This is a genomic window from Pseudomonas sp. MT92, from assembly GCF_058792515.1.
This window is the reverse complement of record NZ_JBXAFA010000004.1, coordinates 424,262-440,353: the sequence shown is the minus strand read 5'-3', so window position 1 is coordinate 440,353 and position 16,092 is coordinate 424,262. Positions and strand designations below refer to the sequence as shown.

The following is a 16,092-nucleotide window of genomic DNA, read 5'->3' as shown; positions in this document are numbered from 1 at the left end:
CTGGGCTAACAGATTCGCCCACTTCACGGCGAACCGTGAGGAGACAGCAATGGCGCCCACATCGATCACAGTGAAAACCTTGTCCCGCGGCCTGCTTGACGTAATGATCCGCGCCGGACTGATTGTCGTCATGGTGCTGTTTTGCTTCGAGATTTTCCGACCGTTTCGCGACTTGATGTTGTGGTCGTTGATCCTGGCGATCACGCTTTACCCGTTGCAAACGCGGCTCAGGGGGCCCCTTGGGCACAAGGATGGATTCATTGCGACCCTGATCGTGCTCGTCGCCATCGCGATCCTGATGGTGCCGGTCTATCTGTTGGGCTCCTCGATTGCCGACTCGGTGCAGAACACCATCACCACGGTCAAGACCCAAGGCTTTCAAATTCCCCCTCCGGCCGAATCCGTCGCCACCTGGCCATTGGTGGGCAAACCCATATCGGCCCTGTGGTTGCAGGCAGCCAACGACTTGCCAAGCCTGACCGTGAAGTACATTCCGCAAATCAAAGGCATCAGCCTGGGGCTGCTGAGTAAACTGGCCGGACTCGGCATGGGCTTTCTCATTTTCATCTTTGCGCTGATCATCGCCGGTATCTTCATGGCCTACGGTGAAGCCGGCAACCGTAGCGCGATCCAGATCGCCTCGCGTATCAGCGGCCCGGACAGAGGGCCGAGCATCGCGGCACTGTGCACCGCAACCATCCGTGCCGTGGCGCTCGGGGTGGTCGGCATCGCTTTTATCCAGATGTTGCTGGTGGGCCTGGGGTTTGTCTTCAAGGGCGTGCCTGCCGCCGGGTTGCTGGCACTGGGGATATTGTTGCTGGGGATCATGCAGCTGCCGGCGACGCTGATTACCATCCCGGTCATCGTTTATGTGTTCGCCACCGAAGGCCCCAATACCGGCACCATCGTGTTCGCCATTTATGTGTTCGTTGCGGGGCTGGTGGACAATGTACTCAAACCCTTGATGCTGGGGCGCGGTGTGGATGTGCCGATGCCGGTGATATTGATTGGTGCCCTGGGCGGCATGGTCACCAGCGGCATCCTCGGCTTGTTCATCGGCCCGGTGGTGCTTGCGGTCGGCTATCAGTTGTTCTGGCAGTGGGTGGAGGATCGGCCCCAGGATGAAAATCAGCCATTACTCTGAACCTGTGCGGGAAGGAGCTCAGCATGCGCATCAGGGTACTCACCGTCGTCATCGCCGTTTTCTGTTTATTGAGCCCGGTGCATCTGTGGGCCGAGGATGCACCCAAGGCCTCGGATGTGTCCGCCGAACTCAAAGTGGCCAACCGCAGTGTCATGGTGTTCCGTGCCACGGTACTTGGAGAACCGCCGCAATCGCGGGTCAAACGCGCTGGCGCCGTGATCCGCGAGGCGCTGGATGAATCCGACGATCTCAACGTCCGCATCGATCCGATCCAGAACAGTTACCTGGTGCTGTTGGGCACCCGGCGCGCTTTCATTGTCTCCCCCAAAGACGTCGACAGCCTGGGCACCGCGTCAGTCCTGGAGACCGCCGAGCAAGCGGCGCAGAACCTGCGTCAGGTAGTCGCTGAAACCCAGGAAGCGCGCAGCCTGCGGCTGATTCTCAGGGCGTTGATCGCCGTCACGCTGGCCACCACCCTTTATTTCGCGCTGCTATGGGGCATGGTTTACCTGCGGCTCAAATTGTTGAAAAAACTACCGGCGTTGATGCATCGGCACACCCAGGCGTTGAGCGTGGGACGCGTGCAGCTCATCGATGCCAATTTCCTCTACCCGCTGGTCAGCCGTGTGTTGTGGTTTCTGCGTTGGTTGGTGGTGTTGCTGTTGACCTATGAATGGCTGGGATTTGTCCTGTCGCGTTTTCCCTACACCCGGCCGTGGGGCGAAAGCCTCAATAACTACCTGCTGGAGGTCGCGACCTACCTGTTCCAAAGCATTATCAGCGCGATTCCCGGGCTGGGCGTGGCCCTGATGATTTTCTTCATTGCCCGGGGCGTCAGCGCATTCAGCAAGCGAGTGTTGCGGCGCATGGCCGGCCCCGGCATCTTGAATTGGCTGAATGAGGAAACCCTGCAGCCGACCACCCGGCTGATGTCCCTGGCGATCTGGTTATTTGCGTTGGCCATGGCCTATCCATACTTGCCGGGGGCGGGTACCGATGCATTCAAGGGCTTGTCGGTGCTGATCGGCCTGATGATTTCCCTGGGCGCCACCAGTGTGGTTGGCCAGGCGGCGTCGGGGCTGATTCTGACCTACACACGCACCCTGCGACCGGGGGAGTTCGTGCGCATCGGCGAATACGAAGGCACGGTGACCGAGCTGGGCATGTTCACCACGCGCATCCGTACCGGCCTGGGCGAGGTGCTGACCTTGCCCAACTCGATGATCACCAACTCGGTCACCAAGAACTATTCGCGGACCGTGCAGGGCGCCGGTTATGTGGTCGATACGGTGGTGACCATCGGCTACGACACGCCGTGGCGGCAGGTCGAAGCCATGCTGCTGGAGGCCGCCAGACGCACCGCCGGGATACTCGCAGTGCCCACGCCTCAAGTGTTTCAGACCGCTTTGTCGGACTTCTACCCGGAGTACCGCCTCGTGGCCCAGGCCATCCCCAGCCAGCCGCGCCCGCGTGCCGAATTGCTCAGCATGCTGCACGCCAATATCCAGGATGTGTTCAACGAGTACGGCGTGCAAATCATGTCGCCGCACTATTTCGGCGACCCGCGGGAAGAGAAGTGGGTGCCGAGGGAGAAATGGTATTCGGCACCTGCCCAGGAGCCGAAGGAGACAAAGTGACTGACCGCGAGAAGCAGAAGACGAGCAAGCCCGCACCGCCGCAATGGCCGCTGTGATTCTCCCGGCGAGCCCCACGCCTGTCATGAAATGAAAAGCCGTTGTCGTCTGATGAGAAGCGATGACTGAGCCGCAGACCTACAGTCCAATCAGCGCAATTCGACGCACTCGCCAAAATGCAGATTGGAGAATAAGAAAAAATGGCCAAAGCCGTTCGCTTTTACGAAACCGGTGGTCCCGAGGTGCTTCGTTACGAAGAGGTCGAAGTGGGGGACCCGGGCCCGGGCCAGGTTCGTCTTCGTCACGTCGCGGTCGGCCTGAACTATGCCGACACCTACTTTCGCAACGGCACTTACCCGATCCCGCTGCCGAACGGCATGGGGGTCGAAGCGTCCGGCGTGGTCCAGGCCGTTGGCGAAGGGGTGACCAATGTACAAGTGGGTGATCGCGTCACCTATACCGGGTTTCTCAACACGCTGGGGGCCTACAGCACCGAGCGTCTGATCCCGGCGGCACCGCTGATCAAACTTCCGGAAACCATCAGTTTCGAGACCGCGGCGGCCATGACCATGCGCGGCCTGACGTCGTCGTACCTGATGCGGCGCATCTACGATTTCAAGGTCGGCGACAGCATTTTGCTGCACGCTGCCGCCGGTGGGGTCGGCCTGATCGTTTCGCAGTGGGCCAAGCTGCTGGGCCTGACCGTGATCGGCACCGTATCCACCGAGGTCAAGGGCGAAATCGCCCGGGCCCATGGCTGCGACCATGTCATCAATTACAGCCATGAAGATGTCGCCCAGCGGGTTCGCGAGCTGACGGACGGTGTTGGCGTCAACGTGGTGTTCGACAGCGTCGGCAAGAACACTTTCATGGGCTCGCTCGATTCGCTCAAGCGCCGCGGCCTGATGGTCTGCGTCGGTACGGCTTCCGGCCCGATCCCGGCGTTCGACCCGGTGATGCTGGCGATGAAAGGCTCGCTGTTCCTGACTCGCCCGGCGCTGGCCGATTACATCGCCGACCCTGCGGAAAAAGCGGCCCTGGCCGGTGAACTGTTCGACCACGTCGGCAATGGCCGGATCAAGATCGAGATCAACCAGCACTACGCCTTGCAGGATGCCGTTCAGGCCCACCGGGACCTGGAGTCGCGCAAGACCACTGGCTCGTCGATTTTCGTCATTTAAGGGAGTCCGCTGCCATGAAAGTCGAACAATTGACCTGCAACATTGGTGCGGAACTGATCGGCGTCAACCTTGCCGACGCGATCCATGACGAGGGTCTTTTTGCTGAGATTCGGGCCCAGTTGCTCACTCATCGTGTGGTGTTCCTGCGCGACCAGAACATCAGTCGTGCCGAGCACGTCGCGTTCGCCCGGCGCTTCGGCGAGCTGGAGGATCATCCGGTAGCCGGCAGTGATCCGGATCACCCCGGCCTGGTGCAGATCTACAAAAAACCGGGCCAGCCAATGGACCGCTATGAAAATGCCTGGCACACCGACGCCACCTGGCGCGAATCACCGCCCATGGGTTGCGTGCTGCGCTGCGTGGAGTGCCCACCGGTCGGCGGTGACACCATGTGGGCGAACATGGTCGAGGCTTACGACAACCTGCCCGATGACGTGAAGGTGAAGATTGCCGACCTGCGTGCCCGCCACAGCATCGAAGCGAGCTTTGGCGCGGCCATGCCTCTCGAAAAACGCCTGGCGCTCAAGGCCCTGTATCCGGACGCCGAGCACCCGGTGGTGCGCACCCACCCGGAAACCGGCGAGAAGGTGCTGTTCGTCAACGCCTTCACCACCCATTTCAGCAACTACCACACCCCCGAGCGGGTGCGTTTCGGCCAGGACGCCAATCCTGGCGCGAGCGAGCTGCTGCGTTACCTGATCAGCCAGGCGTACATCCCCGAGTATCAAGTTCGCTGGCGCTGGAAGCCCAACAGCGTGGCCATCTGGGATAACCGCAGTACGCAGCATTACGCCGTCATGGATTACCCGCCGTGCCATCGCAAGATGGAACGCGCCGGGATCGTCGGCGACAAGACTTACTGATCGACCCCTTCTGCATACGCACTCGTAAACACGTCTGCCCGGCACGATCCCGGGTGGACGGGACAATCATAAAAACAGGAGTAAACCATGCAATTCTTCGACGATTCCCTGCACCCCGAAAACATGGAAAAGGTCGTCATTACCGTGGCCCCCTACGGCCCGGAATGGATGCCGGAAGACTTCCCCGAAGACATTCCGCTTACCATGGACGAGCAGGTGCAAAAAGCGGTCGAGTGCTACGAAGCCGGTGCCACGGTCCTGCACCTGCACGTGCGCGAACTCGATGGCAAGGGGTCCAAGCGTCTGTCCAAGTTCAACGAGCTGATCGCCGGTGTGCGCGAAGCCGTGCCGGACATGATCATCCAGGTCGGCGGCTCGATTTCCTTCGCCCCTGAAAGCGATGGTGAAGCAGCCAAGTGGCTGTCCGACGACACTCGCCACATGCTGGCCGAGCTGACGCCAAAACCGGATCAGGTCACGGTGGCGATCAACACCACCCAGATGAACATCATGGAGCTGCTGTATCCGCAATACCTGGAAGGCACCTCCCTGGCCAATCCGTTGTTCCAGGCCGCCTACAGCGAAATGACCGTGCCGGCCGGTCCGGCCTGGGTGGCCGAGCACCTCAAGCGCCTGACGGAAAACGGCATCCAGCCACACTTCCAGCTAACCGGGATTCATGCCTATGAAACCCTCGAACGTCTGGTACGCAAGGGCATCTACAAGGGCCCGCTGAACCTGACCTGGATTGGCATCGGTGGCGGTTTCGACGGCCCGAACCCGTTCAACTTCTTCAACTTCATCCACCGTGTTCCGGACGGCTGCACCCTGACCTCTGAATCGCTGCTCAAGAACGTGCTGCCGTTCAACACCATGGCGATGTCCATGGGCCTGCACCCGCGCGTGGGCAACGAAGACACTATTATTGATCACAAGGGCGAACGTTTCGGCTCGGTCGCACAGATCAAGCAAACCGTGCGCATCGCCCATGAACTGGGTCGCGAAATCGCCACCGGCAAAGAAGCCCGTGAGATCTATCGCATCGGTGTGCAATACCAAAGCATCGAAGAAACCCTGTTGGCCAACGGCATGGCCCCCAACCGCAAGGCCGGGCAAAAGGGTGTGCCGCAGCGCGGCTGACCGGCAGTGGCGGCGAGAGGTCGCTGGCCTCTCGCTCACTGCATGCAACACGCTTGATAACAACAATAAAACGAAGCTTTGAGGAGGCTGCATGGCCTTTCATCCAATCGCCGCGGACGATGACGACTGCAGTGGCGTCGGCGTTGCGCGCAAATATGCCTGGATCGTCTTTGCACTGACGTTCGGCCTGTTGATTTCCGACTATATGTCGCGTCAGGTGCTGAACGCGGTGTTCCCGATGCTCAAGGGCGAGTGGTCCTTGAGCGATGGTCAGCTCGGCTTGCTCAGTGGCGTTGTCGCCCTGATGGTCGGCCTGCTGACGTTTCCGCTGTCGTTGATGGCGGATCGCTTCGGCCGGGTCAAAAGCCTCGCCCTGATGGCGCTGTTGTGGAGTGTGGCCACTCTGGGTTGTGCCCTGGCCCAGGATTACCAGCAGATGTTCATTGCCCGGTTCATGGTCGGGGTCGGAGAAGCGGCTTACGGCAGTGTCGGTATCGCCGTGGTGATTTCCGTGTTCCCCAAACACATGCGGGCCACCCTGGCCAGCGCCTTCATGGCGGGTGGCATGTTCGGCTCCGTGTTGGGCATGGCCTTGGGTGGAGCCATCGCTGCCAAGCTGGGCTGGCGCTGGTCGTTTGCCGGGATGGCGCTGTTTGGCCTGCTGCTGGCGGTGCTGTATCCGGTCATCGTCAAGGAAGCCCGCATCGCACCGAAGCGCATGGCCAACATGGCTGCCGCCAAGGCCAGGCAACCGTTGCGCACGCTGTTTTCCAGCCGCTCGGTGATCGCGACCTATGTCGGCAGCGGCTTGCAATTGTTTGTCGGCGGCACCGTGATCGTGTGGATGCCCAGTTACCTGAATCGCTACTACGAAATGGGCACGGACAAAGCCGGAGGCATGGCGGCCATCATCGTGTTATGCAGCGGTGCCGGGATGATTCTGTGCGGCATGCTCAGTGATCGCCTGTGCCGGCAATCGCCGGAGCGCAAGGTGGCCCTGGCCATTGCCTATTGCCTGGGCAGTTGCCTGCTGTTGTCGGCGGCGTTCGCCCTGCCGGCGGGGCCTGCGCAACTGGCGTTGATCTGCCTCGGTATGTTGATCGCCGCCGGCACTACCGGTCCTGCCGGGGCGATGGTGGCCAACCTGACCCCGTATTCATTGCATGGCACAGCGTTCGCCACCCTGACCCTGGCCAACAACATGCTCGGCCTGGCGCCGGGGCCGTTCATCACTGGCAGGGTGTCCGACCTGATCGGCCTGCACGCGGCCTTCCAGTGGGTGCCTCTGGTCAGCCTCGGGGCAGCCGCGGTGTTCTTTTATGCCAAGTGTCATTACCACAGAGATATTGCCCGCTTTCAGGGTCAGCACGTGCCTGATCCTGTCAATGCAGCCGGGTTAGAGGTGAAGTTGTGAGTCGTCGCTTATCCATTGATGTGTTTTTCGATTTCATCTGCCCCTGGTGCCTAATCGGCAAACGCCAGTTGGAGCATGCGCAAGTGCAGTTTCGCAGTCGCTATCCGGACGTGCAGATCACCACGGTGTGGCATGGGGTGCAGTTGCTGCCTCAGTTGCCCGTGGAAGGTGAACCCTTCGCCGATTTCTATCGCAAGCGCTTGGGCAATGCCGATGCAGTGACCATGCGCCAGGCCCAGGTAAAGCAGGCTGCCTCGGCGGTTGGACTGACCATCGACTTCAGCCGTATCGAGACCATGCCCAACACCGCTGATGCCCATCGTTTGTTCGAGCGAGTCAGCGCGCGGGGCAATGCCACTCAGCGTGAAATGCTGCTCGAACGATTGTTCGCCGCTTATTTCCGCAAAGGCGAAAACCTGGGTTGCCGTGAGACCTTGCTCGCCATAGCCCGCTCCTGCGGCGTCGATACGGACAGCGTGCTCGATTGCCTGAAGGGCGATGCCACGCCCTTTGCCGGATCCCCCGAGGCGACCAGCGGCGTACCGGGCTTTCAGTTCGACCGCCGTTTGACGGTGATCGGTGCACAACCCGCGCAGTCGCTGCTCGGGGCCATGAGCGAAGCGCTTAACGAGAGTGCGCACGAGCGGCAACCGGCATGACCAGACGTATCCCCGTACCGGCCGGCAAACACCCGCAGGCCGGTGGCCGTGCGCTGTTCGAATTCGAAGACAAAAGCCTGGCGCTGTTCAACGTCGACGGGCAGTTGTTCGCCATCGACGACAGCTGCCCGCACCAGGGCGCCTCGCTCTGTGGCGGGCGCCTGGAGGGCCGGGTGATCCAGTGCCGCGCCCACGGCCTGCGCTTCGACCTGCTCAGCGGCTACCTGCTCAATTCCACCCAGGTCAAGGTCACCCACTACCCGGTCGAGATCATCGACGACCAGGCGTTCATCATCATTTCCGAGGAGTCCGCGCCATGAGCGCCATTGCTCTTACCCGTATCCATAGCCGCACCCGCGAATTGGCACCGGGGTTCATTGTCAGTCTGATCGTGGCGGCCGCCGCGTCGTTTTTGTCCGAGCATTACGGCGCCCCGGTGATGCTGTTCGCGTTGCTGCTGGGCATGGCGCTCAACTTTCTGGCGGGTGACGGCGCCTGCAAGGCCGGCATCGAGTTCACCGCTCGCAGCGTGTTGCGCATCGGCGTCGCGCTGTTGGGCATGCGCATCACCCTGGAACAGATGGCCGCGCTGGGCTGGAAACCGGTGGCTTTGGTGGTGATTCTGGTGGTCGTGACCATTAGTGTCTCGGTGATTGCGGCCAAGGCCATGGGGTTCCAGCGCCTGTTCGGCATGCTCACCGGCGGGGCTACCGCGATTTGCGGGGCATCGGCGGCGTTGGCACTGGCAGCGGCATTGCCCAACCATCCGCAGAAAGAGCGGGCTACCTTGTTCACGGTCATCGGGGTTTCGGCGCTGTCGACCCTGGCGATGATCGTCTATCCGATGATCGCCAATTGGCTGGCCTTGTCGCCGCAAGTGGCCGGTGTGTTTCTCGGCGCCACCATCCACGACGTCGCCCAGGTCGTCGGGGCCGGTTACAGCATGTCGACCGAGACCGGCGACACCGCCACCGTGGTCAAGCTGATGCGCGTCGCCATGCTGCTGCCGGTAATCGTCAGCGCCGCCATGATCACCCGCATGCAAGGCGCCGATCCCACCGGCAAACGGCCGCCGCTACTGCCGTGGTTCGCGGTCGGTTTTCTGATACTGGCCTGCATCAACAGCACCGGCTGGGTGGTCCCGGCGGTGCAGGGCGCGGTCAATGAACTGTCGCGCTGGTGCCTGGTGGTGTCCATCAGCGCCCTGGGCATGAAAACCCAGCTCAAGGAGCTGGCGGCCGTCGGTATCAAGCCGATCCTGCTGATGGTGGGGGAGACCGTGTTCCTGGTGGTTCTTGTGCTGCTGTTGCTGCACTGGGGGATGTAAACCCGGCTGCTCGCGACCGCATTCAACAAGCGGCGCCACATTGTGTTCACTCCGACGCAGTGCGGCACTCGACCGGCGTCATAAGCACCGGTTCCTTTACGGCGACTGTACCAGCAGTCGTCGTTTTTTTATTTGGAGGCTGCCTGCAGGAAGATCGGCGCGTGTTCAGGGCTTCTTTGGATCGGAAAGGACGCTGCTGCCTGCCGGCGCCTTGGCACTGCCAGGCTTATGGGTGGTGCGCCAAACGGCTGGCGGCATGTCGAACTGGCTGATGAACCAGCGCGTGAACGAGCTCGCCATGGAGTAGCCGAGCATGTCGGCGATTCGGCTCAGCGAGTAATTGGGGTTGTCCAGATAGCGCAGCACCAGGTCGCGACGCACGTCGTTGATCAGGTCGTTGAACGCGCAGCCATCCTCTTTGAGGCGACGTTGCAGGGTCCGTACGTTCATGCCCTGGGTCTGGGCAATCTGCTCGATCGTGGCGCGCCCCATCGGCAGCAGCAGGTAAATGGCCTTGCGCACCTCAAACAGCATCGACGGCCCTTCGTGGCTCTGTAGCGAATCCAGGTAGCTTTGGGCGTAACGGGCCATGGCCGGGTCGGCATGGGGATTGGTCATGTCGAGGCTGGCGTCTGGGCAGACAATGCCATTGAACTCACTGCCGAACTCCAGGTTGCAACCGAACAGGCGGCGATGCAGGTGCAGGTTTTCCGGGGCCTGGTGGGTGAAGTTGACGCTGTACGGATGCCAATGCGTTCCCAGCAGCGCCGCGCAAAGACGGAACATCACGCCGATGGCCAGTTCATTGGCCTGCCGGCAGGACATCGGAGACTCGGTGACCACCTCTTCACGGATGATCACCATCTTGCCCGCTTCCTCGACGAAGATCGCCAACGAGTCGTTCATGAGATGGCGGTAATGCACCAGCACCTGCAACGCATCACGCAGCGTCCGCTGGTGCGTGAGCAGCAGGCTGACCACGCCAAAGTCCGAGAGTTGACGCGACTCGGCCATGCTCAGGCCGAAGGTCTGACAACCGCTGGCGGTCGCCGAAAGCTCCAGCAGACGCACCGCGGAATCGATCGGAATGCGTTGTTCCGGGGCCAGCAGGCGGGCCTTGCTCAGGCCGACCTGCGCCAGCACATCATGCGGATTGAACCCCAGGTAATGGGCTACATCCAGGTAGTTGGTCAAGACAGCGGCGCGAACGAGCTTGGTCATGAAGAGGTCATCCCTGGAGCGTCTCGATGGAGTTGAGCGGGGCGGACTATATCCAGCACATCATGAAATGAAAAGTTTTTGAAGCCATGTTTTGCGCGTCCACACGACCACCAATCAGGCGCCCTTGTCCTGTCATCAAAAGAAAAGTCGGTGTCGTCAAATGAAAAGCGTAGCGGGTGGGCGCTCTTTAATGTCGGTACTACAAAAAGATTCTGGCGAAACAGCCAGGCGAGCTACCGAGAAGGTGAGGGTGTTCAAGTGAACAAACTGCAAACTGCCGCAACCGTTCTAATCGTACCGGGCCTGCGTGACCACGTTGCCGAGCATTGGCAAACGCTGCTTGAGGCCCGTTTAAGCAATGTGCGCAGTGTACCGCCTCTCCAGACCGACAAGCTCGACTGCGCTGCCCGGGTCCGGGCGATCCAGCATGAACTGGAACAAATCGACGGCCCGGTGATTCTCGTTGCCCATAGCGCCGGCGTGCTGATGGTCGCCCACTGGGCCGCCCGCCACAGCGGCTCGATCAAGGGCGCTCTGCTGGCCGCGCCGCCGGACCTCAATGCCACCTGGCCGGCAAACTACCCGTCCCCTGAAACCCTCAAAGCCAACGGCTGGGCCCCTCTGCCTGCCGGTGCGCTGCCGTTTCGCAGCCTCGTGGCGGGCAGCACCAACGATCACCTGGCCAGCCTCGAGGCCGTCACCCGCATGGCCCGCGACTGGGGCAGCGAACTGGTCAACCTCGGCGAGGTCGGCCATCTCAATCCTGCTTCGGGCTTCGGCCACTGGCCGCTAGCCGAAGCCCTGATTCTGGAACTGGATCGCCAGTCAGGCACCTGACCGGACGCGATCCGTCCGGGAATTGCTCTAACGCGTGAAAAAACGCAGGCCTCTCAGCAGGGCCTGTGCAAGGAAAGCTGCGCTTAAAAAACAAGTACAACATGGCGGAGACAACGTAATGCATAACAATAAGAGTCACAGCCACACACTTCCTTCGCGACACAGTCTGTTGGCCCTGGCCATTCTGGCGGCGTCCATGCCGGTCGCTCACGCCGTCGAGGTGGATACCGGCAACCCTGACTGGTCGGTGCGTTTCGATAACACCGTGAAGTACAACTACGGCGTGCGCACCGAAGGTGCCGACAAGCGCCTGTTGGCGACCCCCAACAATAACGACGGCGATTACAACTTTCGCAAGGCCGGGACCAACATCACCAACCGCGTCGATCTGTTGACCGAAATGGATGTGGTCTACCAGCAGAGCATGGGCTTTCGGGTCAGTGCCGCGAGCTGGTACGACAAGGCGTATGAAAACACCGGTTCCAATTCCAACCCGTTCGTCAACGGCAATGGCGGCACTTCCGGCCTGGTCGCCAATGACCCGCGCCTGGCGGCGGTTACCAACGACAACGTCGGCTTCGGCAGCCCGCACCTGAGCAACTATGCCCAGCGTTATTACAACGGACCTTCCGGGGAAATCCTCGACGCCTTCGTGTTCTACAGCACCGAAGTGGGCGATGAATCGATGTTCAGCGTCAAGGCCGGGCAACACAACGTGTTCTGGGGTGAAACCATCCTCAACCCGGTGCATTCGATCAGCTACGGCCAGTCCGGCCTGGACCTGGCCAAGCTGGCCGCATCGCCGGGGACCGAGGCCAAGGAACTGTTCGTTCCTCGCAATCAGCTTTCGATGACCTTCACCCTCAATCCGGAATTGACGGTAGGCGCCCAGTATTTCCTCGATTGGGATGCGGCGCGCCTGCCCGAGGCCGGGACCTACTATGGCGGTTCCGACCTGGTGGGCTTCGGCGCGCAGTCGTTCCTGCTGGGCAATACCAACTCCGTGACGCCGGGCAGCCCGCTCGGTTGTGGCATCGCGCCTTGCAACGGCCTGACCAACGTGCGCCGCGGGGATGATCTGACGCCGCGCAATTCAGGCGATTGGGGCGTCATGGCCAAATGGTCGCCCGCCTGGCTGGACGGTACGCTGGGCTTCTACTACCGCCAGACGTCGGACATCTTGCCGCAAGCCTGGCTCGACGCCCGAGGCGTGAGCTCGGTCAACCCGAACGGTACGCGGCCAGCGGGCCAGGTGCCGGCGGTGGTCAATACTCTGAACTCCCTGAGCACCGCCACCTATCAACTGGCCTATTCCGACAAGATCGACATCTTCGGCTTGAGCCTGTCCAAGGACATCGGCGGCATCAGCGTCGGCAGTGACCTGAACATCCGGCACAACATGCCCCTGGCCAGTATTCCGGCGATTGTCAGCAGCACCAGCCCGCTCGGACTGGGGCAGGGTCTTGGCCTGTTGCCGGCGCGTTCGGCGGCCAGCGGCGTGATCTATGACACCCCGCACGATGGCGACAGCATGAGCGCCACCGGTGACACGCTGCACTGGACACTCAACGGTCTGATGAGCCTGCCGAAAACGCCGGTATACGATTCGGCGACCCTGCTCGCCGAGCTGTATTACAGCAACCTGCTCAAGCTCGATAGCAAGAACGAGGCGCTCTACAAAGGCAAGAGCACCTATCGCGGTATCGATGCGCCGACCCGCGACAACTGGGGCATTGCCGTCAACTTCACCCCGACCTGGTATCAGGTGTTTCCGGGCGTCGACATGACTCTGCCGATGTCGGTCAACGTCGGCCTCGCTGGCGTGTCCCCGGTCTCCGGCGGCGGCGCCAAGGACACCGGCAACTACGCGTTCGGCGTCGGTGCCGCGGTTTACAACAAGTACTTCGTCGACCTCAAGTACGTGGACTCCTTCGGCAAGACCGACAAGTGCAATGTCAGCGGCAACAGCACCGGCGCTGCCAATGCCGGAAGCGGCGATGGCTCCACGCCGAACGCCTTCAGCGGTAACGAAAACTATGCGTGCTACGCCGGTGGCTATTCAGCCTTCTCGGGTGGCGGCGCGACCACCGAAGACCGTGGCGCCCTGTACCTGACGCTGAAAACCACCTTTTGATTCACCCAATGCTTAGTCACTAAGCAGGAGTATGACCCCATGAAATTCGTGCAAACCTTGCTGGCCGCTTCCCTGGTCATGGCCATTGGCGCCCAGGCGCAGGCCGCCGTTTCGACTCAGGAGGCCGCCAAACTGGGCAGCAGCCTGACCCTGGTGGGGGCCGAAAAGGCCGCCAGCGCCGATGGTGCCATTCCCGCCTATGCTGGCGGGCTGACCACGGCCCCGGCCAGCTTCAAGGCAGGCGACAGCATGCGCCCGGACCCCTTCGCCAGTGAAAAGCCGGTACTGGTCATCGACGGCAAAAACGTTGATCAGTACAAAGGCATGCTCACTGCCACCACCGTGGAGCTGGCCAAGCGTTTCCCGACCTTCCGTGTGGATGTCTACCCGACCCACCGCACCGTTGCATTGCCCCAGGCGGTGCTGGACAACAGCGTGAAGAACGCCAGCGGCGCCAAGTCCCTTGAAGGTGGCCTGGCCATCGACAACGTCTTGCCGGGCGTGCCGTTCCCGATCCCGCAATCGGGCAGCGAGGCGATGTGGAACTTCCTGCTGCGTTATCAGGGCGTCAACATCAACTCCAAGTACGACTCCTGGAACGTCGACTCGGCCGGTGTACCGAGCCTGGCGACCACCGGGCAGGCGTTCATCACGTACCCGATCTACGAAAACCTGGCGCAGACCATCAGCAGTGCCGACGTGTACTACCAGATGAAGCTGTATTACACCGGGCCGGCACGCCGCGCCGGTGAGTCGATCATGCTCCAGGACGCCGCCAACCCGCTGCAGCAGCCGCGCCGCGCCTGGCAGTACCTGCCGGGCCAGCGTCGCGTCAAGCTGGCACCGAACCTGGCCTACGACACGCCGAACCCGGGTACCGCCGGCGCCGGTACTTACGACGACGTGTTTGTGTTCAACGGCGCGCTGGATCGCTACGACTGGAAGCTGGTCGGCAAGCAGGAAATGATCGTGCCGTACAACACCTACAAGCTGACCTACGCCCAGGACCCGAAAAGCCTGACCACGCCGAACCACCTGGCCCCCGATTTCGTGCGCTGGGAGAAACACCGCGTGTGGGTGGTCGAGGGCAACCTCAAGGCCGGCGCACGCCATGTCTACCAGAAGCGTCGCTTCTACCTGGATGAAGACAGCTGGGCCGCTCTGGCCTCCGACCAATACGACGCACGGGGTCAGCTCTACCGTGGCTCCTTTGCCTTCCTCAGCCAGAGCTATGACAAGCAAGTGCCGGACTCCACGCCCTTCATGATTTACGACCTGGTCGGCGGTTCCTACAACATCAACGGTGTGGTCGGGCCTTACGGCGGTATCCGCTACATCGACTCGCTGTCCAAGGCGCAGTGGTCGCCGGAGTCCCTGGCAGGCGCCGGCATTCGCTAAGCGCCTTGTTCGACGCCGGGTGCGCATGAGGTGCGCCCGGCGCGGTCTTTCCAAGAGGACGCAGTATGTGTTCGTACAAGAAGTACCTGCAGTGGGCGCTGGGCGCCACACTGGCTGTGCTACAGGGCTTCACCCTGGCGGCCGGTTACGTCGACGTGCTGGACCTGCCAGCCAGGCCCAGCGCCCTGGCCGCGCACAGCCCGTTGCTCGGCGCGGCCCGTGCGGGTGAACGACTGGTCGCGGTCGGGCAGCGAGGCCACATTCTCTATTCCGATGACAACGGCAACGCCTGGCAGCAGGCCGCCGTGCCGGTCAGCGCCGACCTCAACGCCGTGAGCTTCCCTTCGCCTACCCAGGGCTGGGCAGTTGGTAACGACGGCGTGATCCTGCACAGCAGCGATGCCGGCGCGACCTGGAACAAGCAACTGGACGGCCGCCAGATCGGTGCCTTGCTGGTCAAGCATTACAGTGCGCTGGCCAGTGCCGAACCGGCCAACGAACAATGGGCGCAGCTGGCCGCGGATGGTCAGCGGCTGGTCGAGGAGGGCGCCGACAAGCCGCTGCTCGACGTCTGGTTCGCCAATGAAAAAGTCGGCTATGTGGTGGGCGTGTTCAATCTGATTCTGCGTACCGAGGATGGCGGTCAGCACTGGACACCGTTTCAGGACCGCACCGATAACCCGCAAAGTCTGCACCTCAACGCCATCGCCTCCACCGGGGACGGGCTGTTCATCGTTGGCGAACAGGGGCTGCTGCTCAAATGGGATGAACCCAAGCAGCGTTTCGTGGCGCTGGATTCGCCCTATCAGGGCAGCTTTTTCGGTGTGATCGGCAAGCCCGGCGAAGTGCTGGTGTATGGCCTGCGCGGGCACGTGTTCCGCAGCGTCGACGGTGGCGCCAGCTGGACGGCGCTCAGTACCGGCCTGCAAGTCAGCCTCACGGCGGCCACTCTGGATGCCGAAGGGCACTACCGACTGTTGAGCCAGGCAGGACAGTTATTGGTTAGCACCGACGATGGCGCGCGCCTCCAGCCGCAGCCCCGAAAAGACATGTCGCCGGCCGCCGGCGCGATCACAGCTCCCAACGGCGGGCTGGTATTGGTCGGCAGCCGTGGCGTGCGCGCACTCGACGTCAAATAAA

General features: G+C 61.8%; 14 protein-coding genes. 13 read left to right on the top strand and 1 reads right to left on the bottom strand.

Annotated elements, in window-relative coordinates:
• Window positions 1-49: 49 nt before the first annotated feature.
• From AC1Q6D_RS10285 to AC1Q6D_RS10245, 9 genes are all read left to right on the top strand, one after another.
• Window positions 50-1,144 carry an AI-2E family transporter gene (locus tag AC1Q6D_RS10285; RefSeq protein WP_103405510.1) on the top strand — a complete coding sequence of 365 codons (1,095 nt, stop codon included), beginning with the start codon at window positions 50-52 and terminating at the stop codon, window positions 1,142-1,144.
• A 23-nt stretch (window positions 1,145-1,167) separates the two neighbouring features.
• Window positions 1,168-2,781 (top strand): mechanosensitive ion channel family protein, encoded by a 1,614-nt coding sequence (locus AC1Q6D_RS10280; RefSeq protein ID WP_103405509.1) that lies wholly within the window; start codon window positions 1,168-1,170, stop codon window positions 2,779-2,781.
• 197 nt (window positions 2,782-2,978) lie between these two features.
• Complete coding sequence (locus AC1Q6D_RS10275) at window positions 2,979-3,959, top strand: quinone oxidoreductase family protein (RefSeq protein ID WP_047528884.1); 981 nt, start codon at window positions 2,979-2,981, stop codon at window positions 3,957-3,959.
• A gap of 14 nt (window positions 3,960-3,973) precedes the next feature.
• Window positions 3,974-4,822, top strand: a complete 849-nt coding sequence (locus AC1Q6D_RS10270) for a TauD/TfdA dioxygenase family protein (protein ID WP_103405508.1) — start codon at window positions 3,974-3,976, stop codon at window positions 4,820-4,822.
• An 87-nt stretch (window positions 4,823-4,909) separates the two neighbouring features.
• The gene (locus AC1Q6D_RS10265) at window positions 4,910-5,962 is read left to right on the top strand and encodes a beta-keto acid cleavage family enzyme (protein ID WP_103405507.1); all 1,053 of its coding nucleotides are present in this window, start codon (window positions 4,910-4,912) and stop codon (window positions 5,960-5,962) included.
• A 91-nt stretch (window positions 5,963-6,053) separates the two neighbouring features.
• Window positions 6,054-7,376, top strand: coding sequence for an MFS transporter (locus tag AC1Q6D_RS10260; protein WP_103405506.1), 1,323 nt, complete (start codon window positions 6,054-6,056; stop codon window positions 7,374-7,376).
• A complete protein-coding gene (locus AC1Q6D_RS10255; RefSeq protein ID WP_103405505.1) occupies window positions 7,373-8,035 on the top strand; it encodes a DsbA family oxidoreductase in 663 nt (220 codons plus the stop codon). Before AC1Q6D_RS10260 ends, AC1Q6D_RS10255 begins: the two co-directional genes overlap by 4 nt.
• Window positions 8,032-8,355: a Rieske (2Fe-2S) protein gene (locus tag AC1Q6D_RS10250; RefSeq protein WP_090461667.1), complete on the top strand. Its 324-nt coding sequence runs from the start codon at window positions 8,032-8,034 to the stop codon at window positions 8,353-8,355. The genes AC1Q6D_RS10255 and AC1Q6D_RS10250 overlap by 4 nt, the downstream gene beginning before the upstream one ends.
• Window positions 8,352-9,362: a YeiH family protein gene (locus AC1Q6D_RS10245; protein ID WP_103405504.1), complete on the top strand. Its 1,011-nt coding sequence runs from the start codon at window positions 8,352-8,354 to the stop codon at window positions 9,360-9,362. The genes AC1Q6D_RS10250 and AC1Q6D_RS10245 overlap by 4 nt, the downstream gene beginning before the upstream one ends.
• 165 nt (window positions 9,363-9,527) lie before the next feature.
• Here the strand turns inward: AC1Q6D_RS10245 and AC1Q6D_RS10240 are convergent, their stop codons facing one another.
• A complete protein-coding gene (locus tag AC1Q6D_RS10240) occupies window positions 9,528-10,583 on the bottom strand; it encodes an AraC family transcriptional regulator (RefSeq protein ID WP_103405503.1) in 1,056 nt (351 codons plus the stop codon).
• Window positions 10,584-10,841: 258 nt separating this feature from the next.
• Between AC1Q6D_RS10240 and AC1Q6D_RS10235 the strand changes: the two genes are divergently transcribed.
• The 4 genes from AC1Q6D_RS10235 (at window position 10,842) to AC1Q6D_RS10220 (ending at window position 16,091) form a co-directional block, all read left to right on the top strand.
• Window positions 10,842-11,420 (top strand): RBBP9/YdeN family alpha/beta hydrolase, encoded by a 579-nt coding sequence (locus AC1Q6D_RS10235; protein ID WP_103405502.1) that lies wholly within the window; start codon window positions 10,842-10,844, stop codon window positions 11,418-11,420.
• Between the two features lie 118 nt (window positions 11,421-11,538).
• A complete protein-coding gene (locus AC1Q6D_RS10230) occupies window positions 11,539-13,554 on the top strand; it encodes a DUF1302 domain-containing protein (protein WP_103405501.1) in 2,016 nt (671 codons plus the stop codon).
• A gap of 39 nt (window positions 13,555-13,593) precedes the next feature.
• Window positions 13,594-14,952, top strand: coding sequence for a DUF1329 domain-containing protein (locus AC1Q6D_RS10225; RefSeq protein WP_103405500.1), 1,359 nt, complete (start codon window positions 13,594-13,596; stop codon window positions 14,950-14,952).
• Window positions 14,953-15,017: 65 nt separating this feature from the next.
• Complete coding sequence (locus AC1Q6D_RS10220) at window positions 15,018-16,091, top strand: WD40/YVTN/BNR-like repeat-containing protein (RefSeq protein ID WP_103405499.1); 1,074 nt, start codon at window positions 15,018-15,020, stop codon at window positions 16,089-16,091.
• Window position 16,092 lies beyond the last annotated feature (1 nt).